General features: G+C 61.2%; 26 protein-coding genes. 20 read left to right on the forward strand and 6 right to left on the reverse strand.

The features are described 5' to 3' along the window. The 3 genes from AC3ZU9_RS28580 to rpmE all read right to left on the reverse strand — a co-directional run. A partial coding sequence (locus AC3ZU9_RS28580) for a malic enzyme-like NAD(P)-binding protein (protein WP_490091661.1) occupies positions 1 to 968 on the reverse strand: 968 nt, incomplete at its 3' end. A 181-nt stretch (positions 969 to 1,149) separates the two neighbouring features. Beyond that, a complete protein-coding gene (locus AC3ZU9_RS28585; RefSeq protein ID WP_490091662.1) occupies positions 1,150 to 1,956 on the reverse strand; it encodes a thermonuclease family protein in 807 nt (268 codons plus the stop codon). 14 nt (positions 1,957 to 1,970) lie between these two features. After that, complete coding sequence (gene rpmE / locus AC3ZU9_RS28590) at positions 1,971 to 2,204, reverse strand: 50S ribosomal protein L31 (protein ID WP_005784030.1); 234 nt, start codon at positions 2,202 to 2,204, stop codon at positions 1,971 to 1,973. A gap of 226 nt (positions 2,205 to 2,430) precedes the next feature. Between rpmE and AC3ZU9_RS28595 the strand changes: the two genes are divergently transcribed. From AC3ZU9_RS28595 to AC3ZU9_RS28640, 10 genes are all read left to right on the forward strand, one after another. Next, positions 2,431 to 4,650, forward strand: a complete 2,220-nt coding sequence (locus tag AC3ZU9_RS28595; RefSeq protein WP_102059978.1) for a primosomal protein N' — start codon at positions 2,431 to 2,433, stop codon at positions 4,648 to 4,650. A 219-nt stretch (positions 4,651 to 4,869) separates the two neighbouring features. Further along, a complete protein-coding gene (gene argS / locus AC3ZU9_RS28600; RefSeq protein WP_102059977.1) occupies positions 4,870 to 6,606 on the forward strand; it encodes an arginine--tRNA ligase in 1,737 nt (578 codons plus the stop codon). 1 nt (position 6,607) lies between these two features. Beyond that, positions 6,608 to 7,309 carry an SPOR domain-containing protein gene (locus tag AC3ZU9_RS28605; protein WP_046033857.1) on the forward strand — a complete coding sequence of 234 codons (702 nt, stop codon included), beginning with the start codon at positions 6,608 to 6,610 and terminating at the stop codon, positions 7,307 to 7,309. Positions 7,310 to 7,566: 257 nt separating this feature from the next. Continuing rightward, positions 7,567 to 8,097 carry an ATP-dependent protease subunit HslV gene (gene hslV / locus AC3ZU9_RS28610; RefSeq protein ID WP_003171209.1) on the forward strand — a complete coding sequence of 177 codons (531 nt, stop codon included), beginning with the start codon at positions 7,567 to 7,569 and terminating at the stop codon, positions 8,095 to 8,097. A 37-nt stretch (positions 8,098 to 8,134) separates the two neighbouring features. Continuing rightward, the gene (gene hslU, locus AC3ZU9_RS28615) at positions 8,135 to 9,472 is read left to right on the forward strand and encodes an ATP-dependent protease ATPase subunit HslU (protein WP_012721807.1); all 1,338 of its coding nucleotides are present in this window, start codon (positions 8,135 to 8,137) and stop codon (positions 9,470 to 9,472) included. Positions 9,473 to 9,620: 148 nt separating this feature from the next. Continuing rightward, complete coding sequence (locus tag AC3ZU9_RS28620) at positions 9,621 to 9,998, forward strand: gamma-butyrobetaine hydroxylase family protein (RefSeq protein WP_102059976.1); 378 nt, start codon at positions 9,621 to 9,623, stop codon at positions 9,996 to 9,998. A 249-nt stretch (positions 9,999 to 10,247) separates the two neighbouring features. Beyond that, complete coding sequence (gene phaC / locus AC3ZU9_RS28625; protein ID WP_012721805.1) at positions 10,248 to 11,927, forward strand: class II poly(R)-hydroxyalkanoic acid synthase; 1,680 nt, start codon at positions 10,248 to 10,250, stop codon at positions 11,925 to 11,927. 42 nt (positions 11,928 to 11,969) lie between these two features. Beyond that, entirely contained in the window at positions 11,970 to 12,815 is an 846-nt protein-coding gene (phaZ, locus tag AC3ZU9_RS28630) for a poly(3-hydroxyalkanoate) depolymerase (protein ID WP_016979176.1), read from the forward strand. Positions 12,816 to 12,903: 88 nt separating this feature from the next. Beyond that, complete coding sequence (gene phaC / locus AC3ZU9_RS28635) at positions 12,904 to 14,586, forward strand: class II poly(R)-hydroxyalkanoic acid synthase (RefSeq protein ID WP_012721803.1); 1,683 nt, start codon at positions 12,904 to 12,906, stop codon at positions 14,584 to 14,586. Between the two features lie 27 nt (positions 14,587 to 14,613). Continuing rightward, entirely contained in the window at positions 14,614 to 15,237 is a 624-nt protein-coding gene (locus tag AC3ZU9_RS28640; RefSeq protein WP_012721802.1) for a TetR/AcrR family transcriptional regulator, read from the forward strand. A gap of 48 nt (positions 15,238 to 15,285) precedes the next feature. Here AC3ZU9_RS28640 and AC3ZU9_RS28645 read toward each other — a convergent pair whose 3' ends face one another. The 3 genes from AC3ZU9_RS28645 to AC3ZU9_RS28655 form a co-directional block, all read right to left on the reverse strand. After that, entirely contained in the window at positions 15,286 to 16,257 is a 972-nt protein-coding gene (locus AC3ZU9_RS28645; protein ID WP_490091663.1) for a phasin family protein, read from the reverse strand. A gap of 12 nt (positions 16,258 to 16,269) precedes the next feature. Next, the gene (locus AC3ZU9_RS28650) at positions 16,270 to 16,692 is read right to left on the reverse strand and encodes a phasin family protein (RefSeq protein ID WP_046034008.1); all 423 of its coding nucleotides are present in this window, start codon (positions 16,690 to 16,692) and stop codon (positions 16,270 to 16,272) included. A 105-nt stretch (positions 16,693 to 16,797) separates the two neighbouring features. Further along, a complete protein-coding gene (locus tag AC3ZU9_RS28655) occupies positions 16,798 to 17,073 on the reverse strand; it encodes a polyhydroxyalkanoic acid system family protein (RefSeq protein WP_012721799.1) in 276 nt (91 codons plus the stop codon). 144 nt (positions 17,074 to 17,217) lie between these two features. Here AC3ZU9_RS28655 and ubiE point away from each other — a divergent pair, with 144 nt between their 5' ends. From ubiE to AC3ZU9_RS28705, 10 genes are all read left to right on the forward strand, one after another. Then, complete coding sequence (gene ubiE / locus AC3ZU9_RS28660) at positions 17,218 to 17,988, forward strand: bifunctional demethylmenaquinone methyltransferase/2-methoxy-6-polyprenyl-1,4-benzoquinol methylase UbiE (protein WP_003171186.1); 771 nt, start codon at positions 17,218 to 17,220, stop codon at positions 17,986 to 17,988. Beyond that, positions 17,988 to 18,611 carry a ubiquinone biosynthesis accessory factor UbiJ gene (locus tag AC3ZU9_RS28665; protein ID WP_012721798.1) on the forward strand — a complete coding sequence of 208 codons (624 nt, stop codon included), beginning with the start codon at positions 17,988 to 17,990 and terminating at the stop codon, positions 18,609 to 18,611. Before ubiE ends, AC3ZU9_RS28665 begins: the two co-directional genes overlap by 1 nt. Next, entirely contained in the window at positions 18,608 to 20,212 is a 1,605-nt protein-coding gene (gene ubiB / locus AC3ZU9_RS28670) for a ubiquinone biosynthesis regulatory protein kinase UbiB (RefSeq protein WP_012721797.1), read from the forward strand. The genes AC3ZU9_RS28665 and ubiB overlap by 4 nt, the downstream gene beginning before the upstream one ends. A 41-nt stretch (positions 20,213 to 20,253) precedes the next feature. Then, positions 20,254 to 20,646, forward strand: a complete 393-nt coding sequence (hisI, locus tag AC3ZU9_RS28675; protein ID WP_122810867.1) for a phosphoribosyl-AMP cyclohydrolase — start codon at positions 20,254 to 20,256, stop codon at positions 20,644 to 20,646. 2 nt (positions 20,647 to 20,648) lie between these two features. Then, positions 20,649 to 20,981: a phosphoribosyl-ATP diphosphatase gene (locus AC3ZU9_RS28680; RefSeq protein ID WP_003209299.1), complete on the forward strand. Its 333-nt coding sequence runs from the start codon at positions 20,649 to 20,651 to the stop codon at positions 20,979 to 20,981. A 25-nt stretch (positions 20,982 to 21,006) separates the two neighbouring features. Further along, on the forward strand, positions 21,007 to 21,285 hold the full coding sequence (locus AC3ZU9_RS28685) for a twin-arginine translocase TatA/TatE family subunit (protein WP_012721795.1): 279 nt from the start codon (positions 21,007 to 21,009) through the stop codon (positions 21,283 to 21,285). Positions 21,286 to 21,295: 10 nt separating this feature from the next. Beyond that, positions 21,296 to 21,700, forward strand: a complete 405-nt coding sequence (tatB, locus tag AC3ZU9_RS28690) for a Sec-independent protein translocase protein TatB (RefSeq protein WP_490091664.1) — start codon at positions 21,296 to 21,298, stop codon at positions 21,698 to 21,700. Next, complete coding sequence (gene tatC / locus AC3ZU9_RS28695; protein WP_012721793.1) at positions 21,697 to 22,488, forward strand: twin-arginine translocase subunit TatC; 792 nt, start codon at positions 21,697 to 21,699, stop codon at positions 22,486 to 22,488. The genes tatB and tatC overlap by 4 nt, the downstream gene beginning before the upstream one ends. Next, entirely contained in the window at positions 22,485 to 23,192 is a 708-nt protein-coding gene (locus AC3ZU9_RS28700) for a 16S rRNA (uracil(1498)-N(3))-methyltransferase (RefSeq protein WP_064054067.1), read from the forward strand. The genes tatC and AC3ZU9_RS28700 overlap by 4 nt, the downstream gene beginning before the upstream one ends. A 107-nt stretch (positions 23,193 to 23,299) precedes the next feature. Beyond that, on the forward strand, positions 23,300 to 24,756 hold a 1,457-nt coding region (locus tag AC3ZU9_RS28705; RefSeq protein WP_490091665.1), incomplete at its 3' end, for a HAMP domain-containing methyl-accepting chemotaxis protein.

Here is a 24,756-nt window from a genome sequence, read left to right on the forward strand (position 1 = left end):
AACGGGAAGCCCAGTACGTTGTTGACCTGGTTCGGGTAGTCCGAACGGCCGGTGGCCATGATCACGTCGTTACGGGTAGCGTGTGCCAGTTCCGGGGCGATTTCCGGATCAGGGTTCGAGCAGGCGAACACGATCGGGTTGGCCGCCATGGACTTCAGGCCTTCGGCGCTCAGCAGGTTCGGACCGGACAGGCCGACGAACACGTCGGCACCGTTCAGGGCGTCAGCCAGGGTGCGCTTGGAGGACGGGTGGGCAAACATCGCCTTGTACTGGTTCAGGTCGGTACGCTCGGACTGGATCACGCCCTTGCTGTCGACCATGTAGATGTTTTCCAGCTTGGCGCCCATGCTGACAATCAGCTTCATGCAAGAGATGGCTGCAGCGCCGGCGCCCAGGCAGACGATCTTGGCATCAGCCAGGGTCTTGCCGGCGATTTCCAGGGCGTTGATCATGCCGGCCGCGGTAACGATCGCGGTGCCGTGCTGGTCATCGTGGAATACCGGAATGTCGCACTGTTCGATCAGGGCCTTTTCGATCTCGAAGCACTCAGGTGCCTTGATGTCTTCCAGGTTGATGCCACCGAAGGTGATGGAAATGCGCTTGACCGTGTCGATGAAAGCCTGCGGGCTTTCGGAGTCGACTTCGATGTCGAAAACGTCGATGCCGGCAAAGCGCTTGAACAGCACACCCTTACCTTCCATCACCGGCTTGGAAGCCAATGGGCCGAGGTTACCCAGGCCGAGAATCGCGGTGCCATCGGAAATCACTGCAACCAGGTTGCCTTTGCCGGTGTACTTGTACGCCAGTTCAGGGTCGCGGGCGATTTCACGTACGGGCTCGGCAACACCAGGGCTGTAGGCCAGCGACAGGTCGCGGGCGGTAGCAGTGGCCTTGGTGAGCTCTACACTCAGCTTTCCTGGACGAGGATGGGCATGATATTCGAGAGCGGCAGTTTTCAAATCAGACATATCGGCATTCCGCTTTTACTGTTGGTCGACGGACCGCCGAGGATACGCGTGTCGTAAAGTCCCTACAAGACTGGGCAGTCACAGGTGTCAAGGCCCCAAAGCGCCGTACTTTGGTCTAAGGCCACGGGATACAAGGGCTCAACTGTTCACAATCGACGAAAAAAATGTCTACAATTTTTTCTTATTCAGTCGATTTAAGCATGCTGGGATCGGTCAGCGGCAACAGCCAGCGGGCCTGGTCGTTTTTCAGGCCGCCACGCTCAGCACGGTCCTGCACCCAGCCACGCGCCTCAATTGTCTTACCTTGCAGGCCACTGAGCCATGCGGCGTCGAATTGGCGGACGAGGTCGGGTGCAATGCGTAATACCAGTGCCCCCTGCAATTCGATCCAGATTCCGCCGCGATTGCGCTCGATCTTGCTTACCCGCCCGCTGACCAAGGCAAAGCCGGATTGCTTGAGTTGCGCCACATTTTGCACGGGTGATTGCCGCCAAAGACCCAGCCGCGCCTTGCGGGCAGCGTTTTCGGCAGCCTGCTGGCAAGCGACGAGATCGACATTGGGCGCAACACCTACTTGAAACCCCAGCCCCTGGGCCAGCAGTTGTGCTTCCAGGTTCTCACCATCAGCGCTGTAGAGGTGAGCCAACGTTCGGCCGTAACGGTCCTTGCTCTCGCGGCCTGGCACCAGCCCGACGCGGCGGTTGCTGGCATCCACCAAGGCCTGCAAATGCTGGCGGCCAGCGACGGCATAGGGCTCATCGGAGCGGCCACGCTTGCCGGTTTCCGGTGCATTGAGGCCAATCATCCGCACGCTGCGACCATCCTTGAGGCGCACCGTGTCGCCATCCACCACGCGCTGCACCTCCACCTGGGCCAGGGCGGCCGGAGCAGGGCAAAACACCTCGGCCTGGGCGACTGAAAGCCAAATCCCAGGCATAAAAAAGGCGCCCGCGAGGGACGCCTTTTTCAACAGCTGGCAAAAGCCCATAAGGCTTTTGAGCCTTACTCTGCTGGAGTAGCAGCAGGCTTCTTGCCGAAAGCACCAAAGCGATCTGCGAAGCGCTGTACACGGCCGCCGGTGTCCAGAGTTTTCTGCTTACCGGTGTAGAACGGGTGGCACTCGTTGCATACGTCAGTACCCAGTGGCTTGCACAGGTTCGAACGGGTTTCGAACTTGTTGCCGCAGCTGCAGGTGACTTCGATGGTTTCGTACGCTGGATGGATATCGGCTTTCATGGCACTTCCTCGGGCTAGCGTGCCGCCACTCGACACTATTGTCGAATACCGCACGTAATTAGGCCGCGGATTCTACCAGACCTTTTCAATCGCGCAAGCGGCGACACTATTTGCTTGTAAAGATAAAAGCACCTTTCATCAGAAAAGCGCGGCATACCCAAGCCACCCCTCGTCTGCTAGGCTCGCGCCCCTGCACCACCGCCTGCCTTTATATGAGACCCCTCGCGTGCCCGACGCCATATTGCGCCTAGCCCTGCCCTCGCCCCTGCGCCGCCTGTTCGATTACCGGGCCCCGGCCGGCGTGCTGCGGGCGCAGTTGCAGCCGGGCATGCGCGTGCGCGTACCGTTCGGGCGCCGCGAGATGATCGGCATCCTGGTAGAAATCGCCGATCACAGCGAAGTGCCGGCCGAGAAACTCAAGCCGGCCTTGGCGATCCTCGACGCCACCCCACCGCTGCCACCCGCGCTGTTCAAGCTGTGCCTGTGGACCGCCCAGTATTACCAGCACAGCCTGGGCGACACCTTGAGCTGGGCGCTGCCGGTGCTGCTGCGCCAGGGCGAACTGGCCGAAGCGCGCCAGGAACGCTTCTGGTCGATGGTCCCCGGGGCGCGACTCGACGACCCGCGCATCGCCCGCGCGCCGCGCCAGCGTGAAGCCTTGGCCACATTGGCGCAGCACCCCCATGGCGTGGCTCACCAGCTATTAAGCAAGCTGATGCTGAGCAAAGACAGCCTCGACCTGCTGTTGGCCAAAGGCATGGTGCAGGTGGAAATCCGCAAGCACGCCCCCGATGCCCGTCATGAACACTGGCTGGCGCAACCGGAACTGCCGCTGAACCCCGAGCAACGCGCCGCCTATGAGGCGATTCGCGCCGGCTTCGACAGTTTCCACGCCTTCCTGCTGGCCGGCGTCACCGGCAGCGGCAAGACCGAAGTCTATCTGCAGTTGATCCGCGAAACCCTGCAGGCCGGCAAACAGGCGCTGGTGCTGATCCCCGAGATCAACCTGGGCCCGCAGACCCTGGCGCGCTTCGAACAGCGCTTCAACGCACGCATCGCGCTGGTGCACTCGGCGGTCAACGACCGTGAACGCCTGGAGTCCTGGCTGGCCGCGCGAGATGGCGACGCCGACATTATTATCGGCACCCGCTCGGCCCTGTTTACGCCGATGAAAAACCCCGGGCTGATCATCATCGACGAGGAGCATGACGGCTCCTACAAGCAGCAGGAAGGCCTGCGCTACCACGCCCGCGACCTCGCACTGGTGCGCGCACGCCAGGAAGACATCCCGATTGTGCTGGGTTCGGCCACGCCGTCCCTGGAAAGCCTGCACAACGCCTACACCGGCCGTTACGGCCTCCTGCGCCTGAACGAGCGGGCGGGCGGCGCCAAGCAGCCACGTTTCCTGCGCCTGGACGTCAAAAGCCGCCCGCTGGACAGCGGTATTTCCGGTCCGATGCAACAAGCCATCGGCCAGACCCTCGCCGCCGGCCAGCAGGTGTTGGTGTTTCTCAATCGCCGAGGCTTTGCGCCGACCTTACTGTGTCATGACTGTGGCTGGATGTCCGAATGCGAGCGCTGCGATGCGCGCATGACCGTGCACCAGCGCCATGGCGAGTTGCGCTGCCACCATTGCGGCCATGTGGAACGGGTGCCGCGTCACTGCCCGCAGTGCGGCAAGGTTGACCTGCGACCGGTAGGCGCAGGGACCGAACGGGCCGAAGAACGCCTGGGCATTCTGTTCCCAGACTACCCGGTACTGCGCGTCGACCGCGACAGCACGTCGCGCAAGGACGCGATGAACCAATTGTTCGCCACCATCCAGAAAGGCCAGCCGTGCATCCTGATCGGCACGCAAATGCTTGCCAAAGGGCACCACTTTCCACGAGTGACGCTGGTATCGATCCTGGATGCCGATGGCGGGCTGTTCTCCGGGGATTTTCGCGCCAGCGAACGCATGGCACAGTTGATCGTCCAGGTCGCCGGCCGCGCGGGCCGCGCCGAAGAGCCAGGCCGGGTGATTATCCAGACGCACCTGGCCGACCACCCACTGCTGATCCAACTGACGGAACAAGGCTACTTTGCCTTCGCCGAACAGGCGCTCAGCGAACGCCGCGCCGCCGGCCTGCCGCCGTTTTCCCACCTGGCCTTGCTGCGCGCCGAGGCCCACAAACCGGGGCAAGCAGAGAGCTTTCTGGATGAAGCGTGCAGCGCCGCCGAACGGTTGCTCGCCGAACTGGGTCTGAGCGGCATCGAACTGCTCGGCCCGGTGCCCGCGCCCATGGAGCGCCGCGCCGGGCGCTATCGGGCTCAGCTACTCTTGCAGGCAACCTCGCGCGCGCCCCTGCATCGGCTATTAAGTAGCTGGTTGCTTGCCCTGGAGCAAATGCCCAGCGGCCGACAGGTGAGATGGTCGCTGGACGTTGACCCGGTAGACCTTTATTGAATTGCCCTTGTGGCGAGGGAGCTTGCTCCCGCTGGGGTGCGAAGCGGCCCCAACGATTTTGGGAGTGCTCCGCACTCCAGCGGGAGCAAGCTCCCTCGCCACAGGTTAATCGTCTGTGAAGGTCCGACGAAGGTTGGCAAGCCCGCCCTCGCCACGGATAATGCCCAGTTTTTCCACCTGCGCATCGCGCGCCGCCGCTTGCGGTCGAAAGAGAACACCATGAAAGACACCATTCGCCAGCTGATCCAACAAGCCCTCACCCAACTCGTCAACGAAGGTGTGTTGCCTGAAGGCCTGACGCCGGCGATCCAGGTGGAAAACACCCGCGACAAGACCCACGGCGACTTCGCCAGCAACATCGCGATGATGCTGTCCAAGCCTGCTGGCATGAAACCGCGCGACCTGGCGGAAAAAATCATCGCTGCGCTGCCTGTCGACGAGCGTGTGACCAAGGCCGAAATCGCCGGCCCAGGTTTCATCAACTTCTTCCAGAACACCCAGGCGTTGGCCGGCCGTCTCGACGCGGCCCTGGCCGATGCCCGCGTGGGCGTGCGCAAGGCCGGTCCGGCCCAGCGCACCGTGGTCGACTTGTCGGCGCCTAACCTGGCCAAAGAGATGCACGTTGGCCACTTGCGTTCGACCATCATCGGCGACGGCGTGGCCCGGGTATTGGAGTTCCTCGGTGATGAGGTCGTCCGCCAGAACCACGTGGGCGACTGGGGCACGCAGTTCGGCATGCTGATGGCCTACCTGCAGGAAAACCCGATCACCAGCGACGAACTGTCGGACCTGGAAAACTTCTACCGCGCCGCCAAGAAACGTTTTGACGAGTCGGAAGCGTTCGCCGACCGCGCCCGCGGCCTGGTCGTCAAGCTGCAAGCCGGTGATGCCGAATGCCTGGCACTGTGGACCAAGTTCAAAGACATTTCGCTGTCCCACTGCCAGAAGATCTACGAACTGCTCAACGTCAAGCTGACCATGGCCGATGTGATGGGCGAGAGCGCCTACAACGACGACCTGATCAACGTGGTCAATGACTTGAAGGCAGCGGGCATGTTGGTCGAGAGCAACGGCGCCCAGTGCGTGTTCCTCGACGAATTCAAGAACGCCGACGGCGAGCCGCTGCCGGTGATCATCGTCAAGGCCGATGGCGGCTACCTCTACGCCACCACCGACCTGGCCGCCGTGCGTTACCGCAGTGGCACGCTCAAGGCTGACCGCGCCCTTTACTTCGTCGACCAGCGCCAGGCCCTGCATTTCCAGCAAGTGTTCGCCGTGGCGCGCAAGGCCGGTTTCGTGACCCACCCGATGGACATGGAACACATGGGCTTCGGCACCATGAACGGCGCCGATGGCCGCCCGTTCAAGACCCGTGACGGCGGCACCGTGAAGCTGATCGACCTGCTGACCGAAGCCCAGGAACGGGCCTACACCCTGGTGAAGGAGAAGAACCCTGAGCTGGCCGAGGCTGACCTGCGCAACATCGCCCGCGTGGTGGGCATTGGTGCGGTGAAATACGCCGACCTGTCCAAGCACCGCACCAGCGACTACAGCTTCAACTTCGACCTGATGCTCAACTTCGAAGGCAACACCGCGCCGTACCTGCTGTACGCCTACACCCGCGTGGCCGGCGTGTTCCGCAAGCTGGGCAAGGACTTCAGTGAAGTCGAAGGCCAGATCGACCTGCAAGCACCGCACGAACAGGAACTGGCCGCCAAGCTCGCGCAATTTGGCGAAGTGCTGAACAGCGTGGGTGAAAAAGGCACGCCGCATATCCTCTGCACCTACCTGTACGAAGTCGCCGGCCTGTTCTCCAGCTTCTACGAGAACTGCCCGATCCTCACCGCCGACGACGAAGCCCAGAAGCAAAGTCGCCTGCGCCTCGCCGCACTGGCTGGACGGACCCTCAAGCAAGGCCTGGAATTGTTAGGCCTGGAAACCCTGGAGCGTATGTAAGTTGGCTGCCAAGAAAAAACCTGCACCCAAGCGCGGCGCCAGCCGCTACCAGGCCCCAGCGAAAAAGCCGATCCCGGGCTGGTTGTGGATGGCGATCGGCCTCACGGTCGGCGCGTTTGTCGTGTTTCTGATGAAGCTGGACCCCGGCCAGGGTGACGACGTCAAACGCGTCAAACAGGAGCAGCAGAAAGCCACCAAAATGGCCGAAGCCAACAAGACCGCACCAAGCCCGACGGCACCGGTGAAGCCGAAGTACGACTTCTACACGCTGCTGCCGGAATCGGAAGTGATCGTGCCGCCTGACGCCGTACCGGAGAAAACCCTGCCGACGCCGCAAGTGCCGACCACACCGGTGACTCCGGCGGAAGCGGCAAAAATCGACACCGCGCGGGCCCAGGCCGCGCTGGCCGGGATCACCCCGCCGCCAGCACCGCCGGTTGCCGAGACCAAGGCAGCACCGGTGACCAAGTTCTTCCTGCAAGCGGGCTCGTTCCCGAAACAGGCGGACGCGGATCGCGTGCGGGCGCAGATCATTCTGCTGGGCCAGACGGTGACGGTAGAGTCCGGCACGGTGAAAGAGGCGACGTGGTATCGCGTGCTGGTGGGGCCGTTCAGCAACCGTGAACAACTGACCGTGGCGCAGAAACAATTGGCCGGCGCCGGGTTTAGCAACCTGTTGTTACAACAACGCCAGAGCCGCTGACCTTCAGCCAACCTGGATCAAATGTGGGAGGGGGCTTGCCCCCGATAGCAGTAGATCAGTCAACATTTTCGGTGACTGACACACTGCCATCGGGGGCAAGCCCCCTCCCACATTTGGTTTTACACCGCTCTGGAATGGGTGTCAGACCAATAAACACCACTCGTCTGCCATAAACCCCTACAGTTGAAATCCCCCCCACCACCCCCATATCAATTTCCATCAGGGCATTTTCGCCCCGCTGCGTGGAGACTCTCCCCTTGACCACCATCGTTTCAGTACGTCGCCACGGCAAAGTCGTCATGGGCGGCGACGGCCAGGTTTCCCTGGGTAATACCGTGATGAAAGGCAACGCCAAGAAAGTGCGTCGCCTGTACCACGGCCAGGTTCTCGCGGGCTTTGCCGGCGCTACCGCCGACGCCTTCACCCTCTTCGAGCGCTTCGAAGGCCAGCTGGAAAAACACCAAGGCCACCTCGTGCGTGCCGCCGTCGAACTCGCCAAAGAATGGCGCACCGACCGCTCCCTCAGCCGCCTGGAAGCCATGCTGGCCGTCGCCAACAAAGACGCTTCCCTCATCATCACCGGTAACGGCGATGTGGTTGAGCCTGAACATGGCCTGATCGCCATGGGTTCCGGCGGTGGCTACGCCCAAGCCGCAGCCAGCGCACTGTTGAAGAAAACCGACCTGTCGGCCCGCGAAATCGTCGAGACCGCCCTGGGCATCGCCGGTGATATCTGCGTGTTCACCAACCACAACCAGACCATTGAGGAGCAGGACCTCGCCGAGTAAGCCGTAGGCTTATTCGCGCTTGAGGCCGCCAAACACTATGTCCATGACTCCCCGCGAAATCGTCCATGAACTCAACCGCCATATCATCGGCCAGGACGATGCCAAGCGCGCCGTTGCCATTGCGCTGCGTAACCGCTGGCGCCGGATGCAACTGCCCGAAGAACTGCGCGTTGAAGTAACGCCGAAGAACATCCTGATGATCGGCCCGACCGGCGTCGGTAAAACCGAAATCGCCCGTCGCCTGGCCAAGCTGGCCAACGCGCCGTTCATCAAGGTCGAAGCCACCAAGTTCACCGAAGTGGGCTACGTCGGCCGCGACGTCGAGTCGATCATTCGTGACCTCGCCGACGCCGCCTTGAAGCTGCTGCGCGAACAGGAAATGACCAAGGTCAGCCACCGCGCCGAAGACGCCGCCGAAGAACGCATCCTCGATGCCCTGCTGCCACCGGCCCGCATGGGCTTCAACGAAGACGCCGCGCCGGCCTCGGATTCCAATACCCGCCAGCTGTTCCGCAAGCGTCTGCGTGAAGGCCAGCTGGACGACAAGGAAATCGAGATCGAAGTCGCCGAAGTCTCCGGCGTCGACATCTCTGCGCCGCCTGGCATGGAAGAAATGACCAGCCAGTTGCAGAACCTGTTCGCCAACATGGGCAAGGGCAAGAAGAAAAGCCGCAAGCTCAAGGTGAAGGAAGCGCTGAAACTGGTGCGCGACGAAGAAGCCGGGCGCCTGGTAAATGAGGAAGAACTCAAGGCCAAGGCCCTGGAGGCGGTCGAGCAGCACGGCATCGTGTTTATCGACGAGATCGACAAGGTCGCCAAGCGCGGTAACTCGGGCGGCGTGGATGTGTCCCGTGAAGGCGTACAGCGCGACCTGCTGCCGCTGATCGAGGGCTGCACCGTGAACACCAAGCTGGGCATGGTCAAGACCGACCACATCCTGTTCATCGCCTCCGGTGCGTTCCACCTGAGCAAGCCAAGCGACCTGGTGCCGGAGCTGCAAGGCCGTCTGCCGATTCGCGTGGAGCTCAAGGCGCTGACCCCGGGCGATTTCGAACGCATCCTCAGCGAGCCGCATGCGTCGCTCACTGAGCAGTACCGTGAGCTGCTGAAAACCGAAGGCCTGGGTATCGAGTTCCAACCGGACGGCATCAAGCGCCTGGCGGAGATCGCCTGGCAGGTCAACGAGAAGACCGAGAACATCGGTGCGCGTCGCCTGCACACCTTGCTGGAGCGCTTGCTGGAGGAAGTGTCCTTCAGCGCCGGTGACCTGGCAGGTGCGCAGAATGGCGAAGTGATCAAGATCGACGCGGATTACGTCAACAGCCACTTGGGCGAATTGGCGCAGAACGAAGACTTGTCGCGCTACATTCTGTAAGCCTCACACAGAATCGCTTCGCTTCAATGTGGGAGGGGGCTTGCCCCCGATAGCGGTTTGTCAGACAGATATATGCTGACTGACACACTGCTATCGGGGGCAAGCCCCCTCCCACATGTTGAAGCCGGTTTCTTCAGGATCACTACCTATGTCCAAATTCCCCACCGCGGTAAACCTGCACAAAACCTCCAACACCCTCGGCCTCACCTACGGGCCCGACGAGGTGTATCAACTGCCTGCCGAACTGCTGCGCACCCACTCGCCTTCCGCCGAGGTCCAGGGCCACGGTAAACCCATCCTGCAATTCGGCAAGCTCAACGTCCGGTTGACCAAGATCGAACCGGCCGGCCAGTACGCACTGAAATTGACCTTCGACGACGGGCATGACAGCGGACTGTTCACCTGGGACTACCTCTACCAGTTGGCCGTGCGTCAGGATGCACTGTGGGCTGATTATCTCGCCGAGCTCAAAGCGGCCGGCAAAACCCGCGACCCGAACGAGTCGGTCGTGCGCCTGATGCTCTAGCCCAGGCCTCTTGCTCATTAGTGGGCATTTTCTAATCGCTTCTGCTTGAATGCCCTGTCGCGTGACCAAAGATTGGTCCGCTTGCGAAAAAAATTAAACTCGGGTAACCAATGGAGCTGGCAAGTTCCCTGCATTTGACGATGCGGTATCAACGGTCACCCGAGTCGCAGTACCAGGCTTGTGTTGTGTATCGAAACTTCGTACGCAGCGGTACCCGGTACTCGTCTTTCGGACAATGGAGCGTCGTAGATGAGTAACAAGAACAACGATGACTTGAAACGCCAGGCCTCGGAAAACACCCTGGGGCTTAACCCGATCATCGCGTTACGCAAAAAGGATTTATTGGCGTCGGCGAAGATGGTGCTGACCCAAGCCATCAAGCAACCGTTGCACAGCGTCAAGCACGTGGCTCATTTTGGCGTCGAGTTGAAGAACGTGATGTTCGGCAAATCCCAACTGACCCCCGAAAGCGACGACCGCCGCTTCCACGACCCGGCCTGGAGCCAGAACCCGCTCTACAAACGGTATTTGCAAACCTACCTGGCGTGGCGCAAGGAACTGCACGACTGGATCGGCGACAGCAACCTGTCGGAACAGGACATCAGCCGCGGCCACTTCGTGATCAACCTGATGACCGAAGCCATGGCCCCCACCAACAGCGCGGCCAACCCGGCGGCGGTCAAACGCTTCTTCGAGACCGGCGGCAAGAGCCTGCTCGATGGCCTGTCCCACCTGGCCAAGGACATGGTGCACAACGGCGGTATGCCGAGCCAGGTCAACATGGGCGCCTTTGAAGTGGGCAAGACCCTGGGCACCACCGAAGGCGCGGTGGTGTTTCGCAATGACGTACTGGAGCTGATCCAGTACAAGCCGATCACCGAACAGGTGCACGAACGCCCGCTGCTGGTGGTGCCGCCGCAGATCAACAAATTCTATGTCTTCGACCTGAGCCCGGAGAAGAGCCTGGCGCGCTTCTGCCTGCGCAATGGCCAACAGACGTTTATCGTCAGCTGGCGCAACCCGACCAAGGCCCAGCGCGAGTGGGGCCTGTCGACCTATATCGAAGCGCTGAAGGAAGCGGTCGACGTGGTCACAGCGATTACCGGCAGCAAAGACGTGAATATGCTCGGCGCCTGCTCCGGCGGCATCACCTGCACTGCCCTGCTGGGCCACTACGCCGCGCTGGGGGAGAAGAAGGTCAACGCCCTGACCCTGCTGGTGAGCGTGCTGGACACCACCCTGGACACCCAGGTGGCGCTGTTCGTCGATGAGCAGACCCTGGAAGCGGCCAAGCGCCACTCCTACCAGGCCGGCGTGCTGGAAGGCCGCGACATGGCCAAGGTGTTTGCCTGGATGCGCCCCAATGACCTGATCTGGAACTACTGGGTCAATAACTACCTGCTGGGCAACGAGCCGCCGGTGTTCGACATCCTGTTCTGGAACAACGACACCACACGCCTGCCGGCCGCGTTCCACGGCGACCTGATCGAATTGTTCAAAAATAACCCACTGGTGCGCGCCAACGCCCTGGAAGTGTGCGGCACGCCTATCGACCTCAAGCAGGTCACCGCCGATATCTACTCACTGGCCGGCACCAACGACCACATCACGCCGTGGCAGTCCTGCTACAAGTCGGCACAGCTGTTTGGTGGCAAGGTCGAGTTCGTGCTGTCCAGCAGTGGGCATATCCAGAGCATCCTCAACCCACCGGGCAACCCCAAGGCGCGCTACCAGACCAGCGACAGCCTGGCGGGCAAGCCGCTTGAGTGGCAGGAGAACGCGACCAAACACACGGATTCGTGGTGGCTGCACTGGCAAGTGTGGCAGGCGGAGCGGGCGGGCAAGATGAAGAAGGCACCCACAAGCCTGGGTAACAAAACCTACACCGCAGCGGAAGCCGCCCCAGGCACCTACGTACACGAACGCTAAATTGAAATGCATTCCGGCTGTAACACTTCACAGGGCTTGAGCATGCCGCAACCGTTCATCTTCCGTACCATCGACCTGGATGGCCAGACCATCCGCACGGCGGTACGCCCGGGCAAGCCTCACTTGACGCCGTTGCTGATCTTCAATGGCATCGGCGCCAACCTTGAGTTGGTGTTTCCGTTCGTCCAGGCGCTGGACCCGGACCTGGAAGTGATCGCCTTCGACGTGCCCGGCGTGGGCGGTTCATCCACACCGAACCGGCCGTACCGTTTTCCCGGCCTGGCCAAACTCACCGCACGCATGCTCGATTACCTGGACTATGGCCAGGTCAATGCGGTGGGCGTGTCCTGGGGCGGCGCATTGGCGCAGCAATTTGCCTACGACTACCCGGAGCGCTGCAAAAAGCTGATCCTCGCGGCCACGGCGGCGGGTGCGGTGATGGTGCCGGGCAAGCCCAAAGTGCTGTGGCTGATGGCCAGCCCACGCCGTTACATCCAACCGTCCCACGTGGTGCGCATTGCGCCGATGATCTACGGCGGTTCGTTCCGCCGCGATTCGAAACTGGCCGCCGAGCACGCGAGCAAAGTGCGCTCGGCAGGCAAACTGGGCTACTACTGGCAGCTGTTCGCCGGGTTGGGCTGGACCAGCATCCATTGGCTGCACAAGATCCGCCAACCGACGCTGGTGCTGGCGGGAGACGACGACCCGCTGATCCCACTGATCAACATGCGCATGCTCGCCTGGCGCATTCCCAATGCACAGTTGCACATCATCGATGACGGCCACCTGTTCCTGATTACCCGGGCCGAAGCCGTTGCACCGATCATCATGAAGTTTCTCGAGGAGGAGCGCATGCGCGCGGTGATTCACCCGCGACCGGCAGTGTAAGGACCACACTGCCGCGCAACTTGCCGAGAACCGACTATGGTTCTGAATTGGCGTGCCTGTTGATGGCTTGACGAAGGAGTGTTGGCTCATGCGAGAAAGACCCGTGACGAACCCGGCGCCCACCCCTGCCGCGTTCATCAATGCGCAAAATGCAATCACCGGCCTGCGGGGTCGGGATTTGCTGTCGACCCTGCGCAGCGTTGCCGCCCATGGTTTGCGAAACCCGGTGCATACCGCCCGTCACGCCCTGGCGCTGGGCGGTCAACTGGGTCGCGTCCTGCTGGGGGAGACGGTGCATGAACCCAACCCTCACGACAGCCGCTTCATTGACCCGACATGGAAGCTCAACCCGTTCTACCGACGCAGCCTGCAAGCGTATTTGGCCTGGCAGAAACAGACCCGTCACTGGATCGATGACAGCACGCTGAGTGCCGATGACCGCGCCCGTGCGAACTTTGCTTTCTCGCTGTTCAACGATGCGGTCTCGCCCTCCAATACCCTGCTCAACCCGCTGGCCGTCAAGGAGCTGCTCAACTCCGGCGGCAACAGCGTGGTGCGTGGCGTGAGCAACCTGTTCGACGACCTGCTGCACAACAACGGCCTGCCGCGGCAGGTCAGCAAGCAGGCCTTTGAAGTCGGCAAAACCGTGGCCACCACGCCCGGCTCAGTGGTGTTTCGCAATGAGCTGCTGGAGCTGATCCAGTACAAGCCCATGAGCGAAAAACAGTACGCCAAGCCCTTGCTGATCGTGCCGCCGCAAATCAACAAGTACTACATTTTCGACCTGAGCCCGGCCAACAGTTTTGTGCAATACGCCCTGAAAAACCGCCTGCAGACGTTCATGGTCAGCTGGCGCAACCCGGATGTGCGGCATCGCGAATGGGGCCTCTCCACTTACGTGGCGGCGCTGGAAGAAGCGCTCAACGTCTGCCGTGCTATCACTGGCGCCCGCGAAGTCAACCTGATGGGCGCCTGCGCCGGCGGCCTGACCATTGCCGCCCTGCAAGGCCACCTGCAAGCCAAACGCCAACTGCGGCGGATCTCCAGCGCCAGCTACCTGGTGAGCCTGCTGGACAGCCAGATCGACAGCCCCGCCACGCTGTTCGCCGATGAGCAAACCCTGGAAGCCGCCAAGCGCCGCTCCTATCAGCAAGGCGTGCTCGACGGCCGCGACATGGCCAAGGTGTTCGCCTGGATGCGCCCCAACGACCTGATCTGGAACTACTGGATCAACAACTACCTGCTGGGCAAGGAACCGCCGGCCTTCGACATCCTGTACTGGAACAACGACAACACGCGCCTGCCTGCCGCGCTGCATGGTGACCTGCTGGACTTCTTCAAGCACAACCCGCTCAGCCACCCCGGTGGGCTGGAGGTGTGCGGTACACCCATCGACCTGCAAAAGGTCACGGTAGACAGCTTCAGCGTGGCCGGGATCAACGACCACATCACGCCATGGGACGCGGTGTATCGCTCCACCCAATTGCTCGGCGGTGAGCGGCGCTTCGTGCTGTCCAACAGCGGGCATATCCAGAGCATTCTCAACCCACCGGGCAACCCCAAGGCCAACTACGTCGAGAACCCCAAGCTGAGCAGCGACCCGCGTGCCTGGTACTACGACGCCAACCACGTCGAAGGCAGTTGGTGGCCGCAGTGGCTGGAGTGGATCCAGCAGCGCTCAGGCGTACAACGCGAAACCCTCACCGCCCTGGGCAACCAGAATTACCCACCGATGGAAGCGGCGCCGGGCACCTATGTGCGGGTGCGCTGAGCTCAACGATCACATTAAGAAGACTGGATGAAGACGCGCGACCGTATCCTTGAATGTGCCCTGCAGTTGTTCAACCAGAAGGGCGAGCCGAACGTGTCGACCATGGAGGTGGCCAATGAAATGGGGATCAGCCCCGGCAACCTCTACTATCACTTCCATGGCAAGGAGCCACTGGTGCTCGGGCTGTTCGAGCGGTTCCAGAATGAGCTGGCGCCCTTGCTCGACCCGCCGGCGGATGCCCAACTGGAAGCCGAGGATTACTGGCTGTTCCTGCACCTGATCGTCGAGCGCATGGCCCATTACCGGTTTCTGTTTCAAGACCTGTCGAATCTGGCGGGGCGCCTGCCGAAATTAGCCAAGGGCATTCGCAACCTGCTGACGGCACTCAAACGTACGCTGGCGTCATTGCTCGCGCGGTTGAAGGCGGCGGGCCAGTTGGTCAGCGGCACCCAGGCGTTGGGGCAGCTGGTGGAGCAGATCACCCTGACCCTGCTGTTTTCCCTGGATTACCAGCGGATCCTTGATCGCGAAGGTGAGGTGCAGGTGGTGGTCTACCAGATCATGATGCTGGTAGCGCCGCACTTGCTGCCACCGGCGCGGCAGGCAACCGAGAAGTTCGCGCTGAAATACCTTGATGACCCCCACACATAAAAAATGCCCGACCTTTGCAGGCCGGGCATTTTTTGTGCCCTGAAAAGATCAGGACTGACTGGATGGCGTCGGGGTTGCCGGCGTTGCAGTCGGGGTCACAGCAGCAGGGGCCGGTGCGGACACCGAGTTGGCTGTGGAAGCGGTTGGCGCAGTAGCAGGCTTGGCCGCAACAGCAGGCTTCGGTGCTGCTGGTTTTTTCGCTACGGCAGGCTTCTTCGCGGCGGCAGGTTTTGCCGCTGGTTTGGCTGCGGCAGGCTTGGCCGCCGGCTTCGCGGCGACTGGCTTGGCTGCAGGTTTCGCAGCGGCCGGTTTGGCAGCGGGTTTTGCAGCGGCGGTTTTGGCCGCAGGCTTGGCGGCAGGTTTTGCTGCTGCCTTGGCTGCGGGTTTAGCGGCAGGCTTGGCAGCCGCTTTAGCCGCTACCGGTTTAGCAGCAGGCTTGGCGGCCGGCTTAGCGGCTGCGGTTTTGGCCGCTGGCTTGGCTGCTGGCTTAGCGGCAGCTTTGGCGGCGGGCTTGGCGGCTGCTTTTACCAGAGGCTTGGCGGCAGCTTTTGCAGCCGGTTTGGCAGCGGCCGTTTTAGCGGCAGGCTTGGCAGCCGGTTTGGCCGCTGCGGTTTTCGCCGGAGCCACTTTGGCGCCGGTGAGTTTTTCAATTTGCTTGGTCAGGGTATCAACCTTGCTGTGCAACGTTTTCAATTCAGCTTTGCTCGGCACGCCCAGTCGCGAAATAGCACTGTTGAGGCGTTTGTCGAAAGTCTCTTCCAACTTGCCCCACGTGTCAGAAATGCTCGACTTGGCGGAACCGGCAGTTGCCTTGGCGGCTTCAACTTTTTTACCAACCGTGGTTTTGGTCAGTTTCTCGGCCTTCTCGCCGTCCTTGACCAAAGTCTCGAAGTATTTGCCACCGTCACTGCTAACCTTCGAGTACACGCCTAAACCAGCAAGCCAGATCTTACGGGAATATTTTTCAACTTCCCCGACCCACGAGCTGCCTTCTTTCTGAGTAGTCTTTTTAACAGCCATCCCGATGTCTCCTTAGTGTTTACGCGCGACACGTTCGAGCAATGCCGTCAGCTCTTCGAGCTTAGCAGAGAGTGTCTCCACGTCATGTTTAGACGCAATGCCGATTCGATTCAAGGCACTTGCAACACGAGTATCAAAAGCTTTTTCAACTTTATCCAGCTGAACTTCTACCAGACCTTTGACAGAGGAGACATTACTCTTTACTTGGTCAATCTGACTGTTGGCGGCCTCAAGTTGTTCAACTGCAACTTTTTTACCTTTACTTTCAACATGTTGGCCCGACTTAACCAGCTCTTTAAAGTACTCGCTGCCCTCGCTTCCGACCTTGGCGTAGGCACCGAGTCCTGCCAGCCAGATCTTGCGGGCGTAGGATTTAACGTCACTCAGGGCAGTGGTCTGGGCGTCGATTTTTTTCTTCAGGATAACTTTGGCCATGGTGCACCTCACGCAAAATAGGGGGGAGGAACGGCCCACAGGAGTTGAGGGCTTGGGCACAAAGTAGGCTGGAAAATTAGAATCGGCACCCTAAGAACAATCGGATCAAACCAGCGCCTTATCCAGGGCCTTCTCGATTTCGGACTTGATGGTGCCACTCATGGCCGACATCAACAGCCCCAGTTCCACATCAATGCGCAGCGAATCATCGGCGACTAATACCGTGCCTTTAACCCCCGAACGCTTGAGGTTCAAGGTATCGCCGGACCACGAAGGCTCCAGGCCATATTGCTCCTTGAGTTTGAGCGCCAACTTATCGGCCTTTGCCCGTGCGCCTTCTTTACCCAGGGAATGTGCACGCTCAACGGTTATACGGGCCATTGCAATGACTCCTCTTTATAGGGACTTGGATACCTTCGATGCGGCAAAAGGTCTCGGTGACCGCCCATCTTACCTTCAGCCTTGCCAAGACAAAGCAGGCCTTGGGGATTATCATGTCCCGCATTCTCTTTTGGTGACAGCGATATGACTGATCAGCGCAAAGGCAGCGATGCCGAACCCACCACTCACTTCGGCTTCAAGAACGTCCCGGAAAGCCAGAAAGCGGAAAAAGTCGCTGAGGTGTTTCACTCCGTAGCGGCCAAGTACGACCTGATGAACGATGTGCTCTCCGGCGGCATGCACCGCCTGTGGAAGCGCTTCACCATCGAGCTGTCGGGTGTACGCACCGGCAACCGCGTATTGGATATCGCCGGCGGTACGGGCGACCTGGCGGCCAAATTCTCCAAGCTCGTGGGTCCGACCGGCCAAGTGGTATTGGCGGACATCAACGGCTCGATGCTCAAGGTCGGTCGTGACCGCCTGCTCGACAAGGGCGTGGCCGGCAATATCGAATTTGTCCAGGCCGATGCGGAAAAGCTGCCGTTCCCCGACAACCACTTCGATTGCGTGACCATCGCTTTCGGCCTGCGCAACGTGACCCACAAGGAAGACGCGATCCGCTCGATGCTGCGCGTCCTCAAACCGGGCGGCCGCCTGTTGGTGCTGGAGTTCTCCAAGCCGACCAACGCGCTGATGTCCAAGGTCTACGACACCTACTCCTTCGCCTTCATGCCGTTGATGGGCAAGCTGATCACCAATGACGCCGAGAGCTATCGCTACCTGGCCGAATCGATCCGCATGCACCCCGATCAGGAAACTCTGAAGTCGATGATGGTAGAGGCCGGTTTCGACCGCGTGACCTACCACAACATGACCTCGGGCATCGTGGCCCTGCACCGCGGCATCAAGCCCTGATGCTGCTCAAAGGCCTTCTCGCCAGCGTTGAACACGGCCTCAACCGTGTGCTGCGCCTGGACAGCACCGCCCTGGCGCGGCTTGCGCACTTGAACGGCAAGGTCATCGCCGTCGACTGCAGCAGCCCCGCCTTGCAGCTGTTTATCCTGCCCAGCGATGAAGGCCTGCTGCTCGCGACCCAATGGGCTGCCGAGGCCGATTGCACCCTGCGTGCGCCGGCGTCCAGCCTGTTGCACCTGGCGCTGAGCCGCAACAAAACCGCGATCCTCCACGGCACTGAAGTGCATTTGGAAGGTGACAGCTCGGTGCTGATGGACCTGGCCGCCGTGCTGCAGGACTTGGAGCTGGATTGGGAATACGAACTGTCGCGCTGGATCGGCCCCGTTGCCACCCAGTTGATCAGCGGGCACCTGCGCAGCCGCTCGCGTTGGTACCAGCAGGGGTTCGCCAGCCTCAACCAGAACCTCGCCGAATACCTGAGCGAAGAATCGCGCACCCTGGTCGGAGAACGGGAAGCGCAAGCGCGCTTTCGTGAACTCGACAAGGCCAAAATCGACCTGGAACGCCTCGAGGCCCGCTTCGAGCGCCTGAGCCGTTCCCTTGATCCAAGCGATAACGCATGAAGCTGCTCGCCGTCCGCCGTTTGTTTCGTATCCAGCGCGTCGTAATCCGCTACCGCCTCGATGACCTGCTGTTCGCCCTGCCTCTGCCGTGGTTCCTGCTCGCTGTACGTTATGTACTGCCGTGGCGCTGGTTCCCGCGCAAACAGCTGGAGCTGAGCCGTGGCGCGCGCCTGCGCCTGGCGTTGCAGGACCTGGGGCCGATCTTCATCAAGTTCGGTCAGATCCTCTCGACCCGCCGCGACCTGCTGCCCGAAGACATCGCCGACGAGCTGATGCTGTTGCAGGACCGCGTGCCGCCGTTCGATTCCCAGCAATCGATGAAGCTCATCGAAGAACAGCTGGGCAAGAAGATCAGCGAGGTGTTCAGCCGCTTCGACGTCGACCCGCTGGCCTCTGCTTCGGTCGCACAAGTGCACGCGGCGCAGCTCAAGACCGGCGAAGAAGTGGTGGTGAAGGTGATCCGCCCCGGCCTCAAGCCGATCATTGGCCAGGACCTGGCGTGGCTGTTTATTCTCGCCCGCGCTGCCGAGCGTTTCTCGGCCGATGCGCGCCTGCTGCACCCGGTGGATGTGGTCGCCGACTACGAAAAAACCATCTACGACGAACTCGACCTGCTGCGCGAAGCCGCGAATGCCAGCCAACTCAAGCGCAACTTCGAAGGCTCGCCGCTGCTGTACGTGCCGCAAGTGTACTGGGATTGGTGCCGCCCCAAAGTGCTGGTGATGGAGCGCATCTACGGCGTGCAGGTCACCGACCTCGCGACGCTGGCCGACCAGCGTACCGATATGAAGATGCTCGCCGAGCGTGGCGTGGAGATTTTCTTCACCCAAGTGTTCCGCGACAGTTTCTTCCACGCCGACATGCACCCGGGCAATATCTTCGTCAGCACCGTCAACCCGTGGAGCCCGCAGTACATCGCGATCGACTGCGGCATCGTCGGCAGCCTGACGCCGGAAGACCAGGACTACCTGGCCCGCAACCTGTTCGCCTTCTTCAAGCGCGACTACCGCCGCGTGGCGCAATTGCACATCGATTCGGGCTGGGTGCCGGCTGAGACCAAGCTCAACGAATTCGAAGCGGCGATCCGCACCGTCTGCGAGCCGATCTTTGAAAAACCGTTAAAAGACATTTCCTTCGGCCAGGTCTTGATGCGCCTGTTCCAGACCGCGCGGCGCTTCAATATGGAAGTGCAGCCACAGTTGGTGCTGTTGCAGAAAACCCTGCTCAACATCGAAGGCCTGGGCCGCCAGCTGTACCCGGACCTCGACCTGTGGAATACCGCCCAGCCGTTCCTCGAACGCTGGATGCGCGAGCGGATGAGCCCGAAAACCGTGCTGGGCAACCTGCACAGCCAGATGGAACAACTGCCGCACTTGGCCAACATGACCCGCGACCTGTTGGAGCGCATGTCCCAGCCCCACGCCAAGGACCCGGCGCCACCCTGGAAGAAGCGCAAGGACGACTGGTTCCTGCGCCTGCTGGGCGCTGCGCACCTGGTCGGCGGGGTGATGCTGGCCATCGGTGGTCCGCTGAACCAACTGGGCCACTGGCCGGCTGGCATCATGGTCGCCGTGGGTGTTTATCTGATCGTGCGTCGATAGCCAATCCGGTTATACACTGTCGCAAATTGCCGGAGCCGAACATGAAAGACTGGCTGGACGAGATCAAGTGGGACAGTGACGGCCTGGTGCCGGCCATTGCCCAGGACTACAAGACCGGGCGCGTGCTGATGATGGCCTGGATGAACCGCGAGGCCCTGAGCCTCACTGCCACTGAGCAGCGCGCCATCTACTGGTCACGCTCGCGTGGCAAACTGTGGCGCAAGGGCGAAGAGTCCGGGCACGTGCAAACCCTGCACGAGATGCGCATCGACTGCGACGCCGACGTGGTGATCCTCAAGGTCGAGCAGATCGGCAACATCGCCTGCCACACCGGCCGTCACAGCTGCTTCTATCGCGTGTTCGAGAACGGCGAATGGAAAGTCGTGGAGCCGGTGCTCAAAGACCCGCACGCCATCTACTCGGCAGGACACTGAACATGAGCGATACCCTGAACCGTGTGGCCCAGGTGCTGGAAGACCGCAAAGGCGCGGACGCTGACAGCTCCTACGTCGCCAGCCTGTACCACAAGGGCTTGAACAAGATCCTGGAAAAACTCGGCGAAGAATCCGTCGAGACGATCATCGCCGCCAAGGACGCGCAAATCAGCGGCGACTGCAGCGATGTGATCTACGAAACCGCCGACTTGTGGTTCCACAGCCTGGTCATGCTCGCCCAACTGGGGCAGCATCCACAGGCAGTGCTGGATGAACTGGACCGTCGCTTCGGCTTGTCCGGGCATGCCGAAAAGGCTTCGCGCCCGTCCGCTTGAATAACGTTGACTGAGGAATTGCAGCATGGGCATTTTTGACTGGAAACACTGGATCGTCATTCTGGTGGTCGTGGTACTGGTATTCGGCACCAAGAAACTCAAGAACCTCGGCACCGACGTCGGCGAGTCGATCAAGGGCTTCCGTAAAGCCATGAACGACGACGAAAAACCGGCCGACCCGGTGGTCAATCCCGTACCGCCGGCCCAGCCTGTGCACCCGCAGGCCACCCAGCCGATCACCGAGCGTCGTACCTTCGACGTGCAGGCTGAAAAAGTCGAAGAGCCGACCCGCAAAGACTCGTGAGCACTGACTAATGTTTGGTATCAGCTTCTCTGAACTGCTGCTCGTCGGCCTGGTAGCCCTGCTGGTACTGGGGCCGGAACGCCTGCCCGGTGCGGCACGCACGGCCGGCCTGTGGATCGGGCGCCTGAAACGCAGTTTCAACGCCATCAAACAGGAAGTTGAAAGGGAAATCGGCGCCGACGAAATCCGCCGGCAACTGCACAACGAACATATTCTGTCGTTGGAGCAGGAAGCCCGGAAGATTCTGTCACCCGTGCAGGAACCCGCCAAACCGGTGGAGCCGGTGGCTGACAACACCATCGCTCCAACCGTTGAGGCCGCGCCCGTGCAGCCCACCGCGCCAACCGAGCCTGCGCCGACGCCTGACGCGTCGCCCGCGCCCCATGACCCCACATTGCCGCCGCGAGCCCCATGAGCGCTGATAAACCGGAAAACGACCAGCATATGCCGCTGGTCTCGCACCTCACCGAGCTGCGTACCCGCCTGCTGCGTTGCGTAGCGGCCATCTTCATCATCTTTGCCGGGTTGTTCGCCTTTACCCAGCAGATCTACACCTTCGTCTCCACGCCGCTGCGCCAGTACCTGCCGGCCGGCGCGACGATGATCGCCACCGATGTGTCATCACCGTTCCTGACGCCGTTGAAGCTGACCATGATGGTCTCGCTGTTCCTGGCGATCCCGGTGATCCTGCATCAGATCTGGGGCTTTATCGCGCCGGGCCTGTACAAGCATGAGAAGCGCATCGCGGTGCCGTTGCTGGTGTCGAGCATCCTGCTGTTCTACACCGGCATGGCGTTCGCCTACTTCCTGGTGTTCCCGTTGATCTTCAAATTTTTCGCCGCCGCCACCCCGGCCGGCGTGGAAATGATGACCGACATCACCAGCTACCTCGACTTCGTGATGACGCTGTTCTTCGCCTTTGGCGTGGCCTTCGAAATCCCGGTGGCCGTGGTGTTGCTGGTGTGGATCGGCGTGGTCAACGTGCAATACCTGAAGAAGATCCGCCCCTACGTGATCATCGGCTGCTTCGTGGTCGGTATGATCCTCACCCCGCCGGATATTTTCTCCCAGACCCTGCTGGCCGTGCCGATGTGGATGCTGTTCGAGATTGGCATCCTGTTCAGCAGCTTGATCACCAAGCGCGGCGAACACCCGGATGACCAAACCGCCGACGACGACCAGCCGCCAGCGACCCAGCCGTGAACCTGCTGCTGCTGGAAGAGGCCGACTTTATCGCGGCCGACCGTGTGGTGCTGCGTGATCGGCGCCTGGTGCACATGCAGGAAGTCCACCGCGCCGTCGTAGGCGACAGCCTGCGTGTCGGGCGCGTCGGCGGGTTGATGGGCAATGCACAACTGGTGCGCCTGGAAGCCCGCGAAGCCGAACTGCAAGTGAGCTTCGACCAACCTCCACCGGCCAAACTGCCGCTGACGCTGCTGCTGGCCCTGCCGCGCCCGAAAATGCTGCGCCGGGTGCTGCAGACCGTGGCCGCCATGGGCGTGCCCAAGGTGGTGCTGGTCAACAGCTACCGGGTCGAGAAGAGCTTCTGGCAAACCCCGTTCCTGGAGCCCGAGGCGATTCGCGAGCAATTGATCCTCGGCTTGGAACAGGCCCGGGACACGGTGTTACCCGAGATCGTTATCGAAAAGCGCTTCAAACCCTTCGTCGAAGACCGCCTGCCGGCCATGACCGAAGGCACCCTGGGCCTGATCGGTCACCCAGGCGATTACCCGGCGTGCCCACGCGGGCTGGATGAGCCGGTGACCCTGGCGATCGGGCCTGAGGGTGGCTGGATTCCCTACGAAGTGGACCTGCTGACCCAAGCAGGGCTGCAGCCGGTGCAACTCGGTGCACGCATCCTACGGGTCGAAACGGCCGTCACCGCCCTGCTCGCCCGGCTCTTCTAACCACAAACCTGGCAAACGACGCAGCTCCCCTGTGTCACTACAGATTCCTGCGTATCTGCCGATAACCCGTGAATAAGTCCAAGCCTTGTTCCACGGGAGTTTGCAGTATGTATCGTTGGTTAGCCGAAAAGCTGGGGAATGTCAGCGTCAAAACCAAACTTGGCGTGGGCTTCGGCCTGGTATTACTGCTGACGCTAATGATCACCTTCACCGGCTGGACCGGGCTCTCAGGCGTGATCAGTCGCGGGGACAAACTGGGTTATATCGCCAGCCTCAACGACCTGAGCAAGGACCTGCGCATTGCTCGCTTGGACTTCGAAATGCGCCGTGGCGAACAGGGGCCGGCAGCCGTCAATGAGCTGCTTGGCAAGCTGGAAGGCGGCCTGAAAACCGCGCGCACACTGATTGAGCAGCCCGCTGATATTGCCCTGATCGATGATCAACTGGCAGGGGTCGACCAGTACAAACGGGCATTTGATGCCATGGTCCAGGCCGGAGCCAATCGCGAAAACGCCCGTAGCAAATTGGGCGATACCGCTGACAACGCGGTACTCAAGATAAACGAAGTCGAAAAATCCCTGCTGCAAGGTGACAGCGTCAGCCAGTTCAACAGCGTTGTCGATGTGAGCAAATTGATCCAGCAAGCCCGCTTTCAGGTGCGCGGCTATACCTACAGCGGCAAGGTCGAAGCAGAGCAGCCCGCGCTGGACGCCATCGACAATGCCCTGAAAAAAATCGCCAGCCTCACGGGCCAAATCCCTGAACAATATTCGACCAACCTGCAACAGGCCAGCGTGTCACTGCAAGCCTATCGCGCAGCGGTCAGCCAATACCGCGACTCTCAGGTTGCCAGCGCTGCAGCGCTGAAAATCATGGGCGTGCAGGGCGACATACTGCTGGACCGCAGTAACAAGCTGACCACCTCGCAAACGGTGGTGCGTGACGCCGATGCCGCAAACGCCAAGCAGCTGTTGCTGTTGGCCACCGTACTGGCGCTGATCTTCGGCCTCGTCGCCGCCTGGGCCATCACCCGCCAGATCATCATCCCGCTCAACCAGACACTCCAGGTGGCCGAACGCGTGGCCTCGGGTGACCTGAGCCACAACCTGTCCTCTCTACGCCAGGACGAACTGGGTCAACTGCAACGCGCCATGCAAAGCATGACCGTCGGCCTGCGTGAGCTGATCGGTGGCATCAGCGACGGCGTCACCCAAATCGCCAGCGCCGCTGAACAGCTGTCCGCCGTGACCGAGCAAACCAGCGCCGGGGTCAACAGCCAGAAAGTCGAGACCGACCAGGTCGCCACCGCCATGAACGAAATGGCCGCCACCGTGCAAGAAGTGGCGCGCAACGCCGAGGAAGCCTCCGAAGCTGCCGTGGCCGCTGACCAGCAGGCCCGTGAAGGCGACAAAGTGGTCGGCGAAGCCATCGCCCAGATCGAACGCTTGGCCACCGAAGTGGGCAACTCCACGGCGGCCATGGGCGACCTGAAGCGCGAAAGCGACAAAATCGGCAGCGTGCTCGACGTGATCAAGTCCGTGGCCCAGCAAACCAACCTGCTGGC

This window comes from Pseudomonas sp. A39 (genome assembly GCF_058145955.1).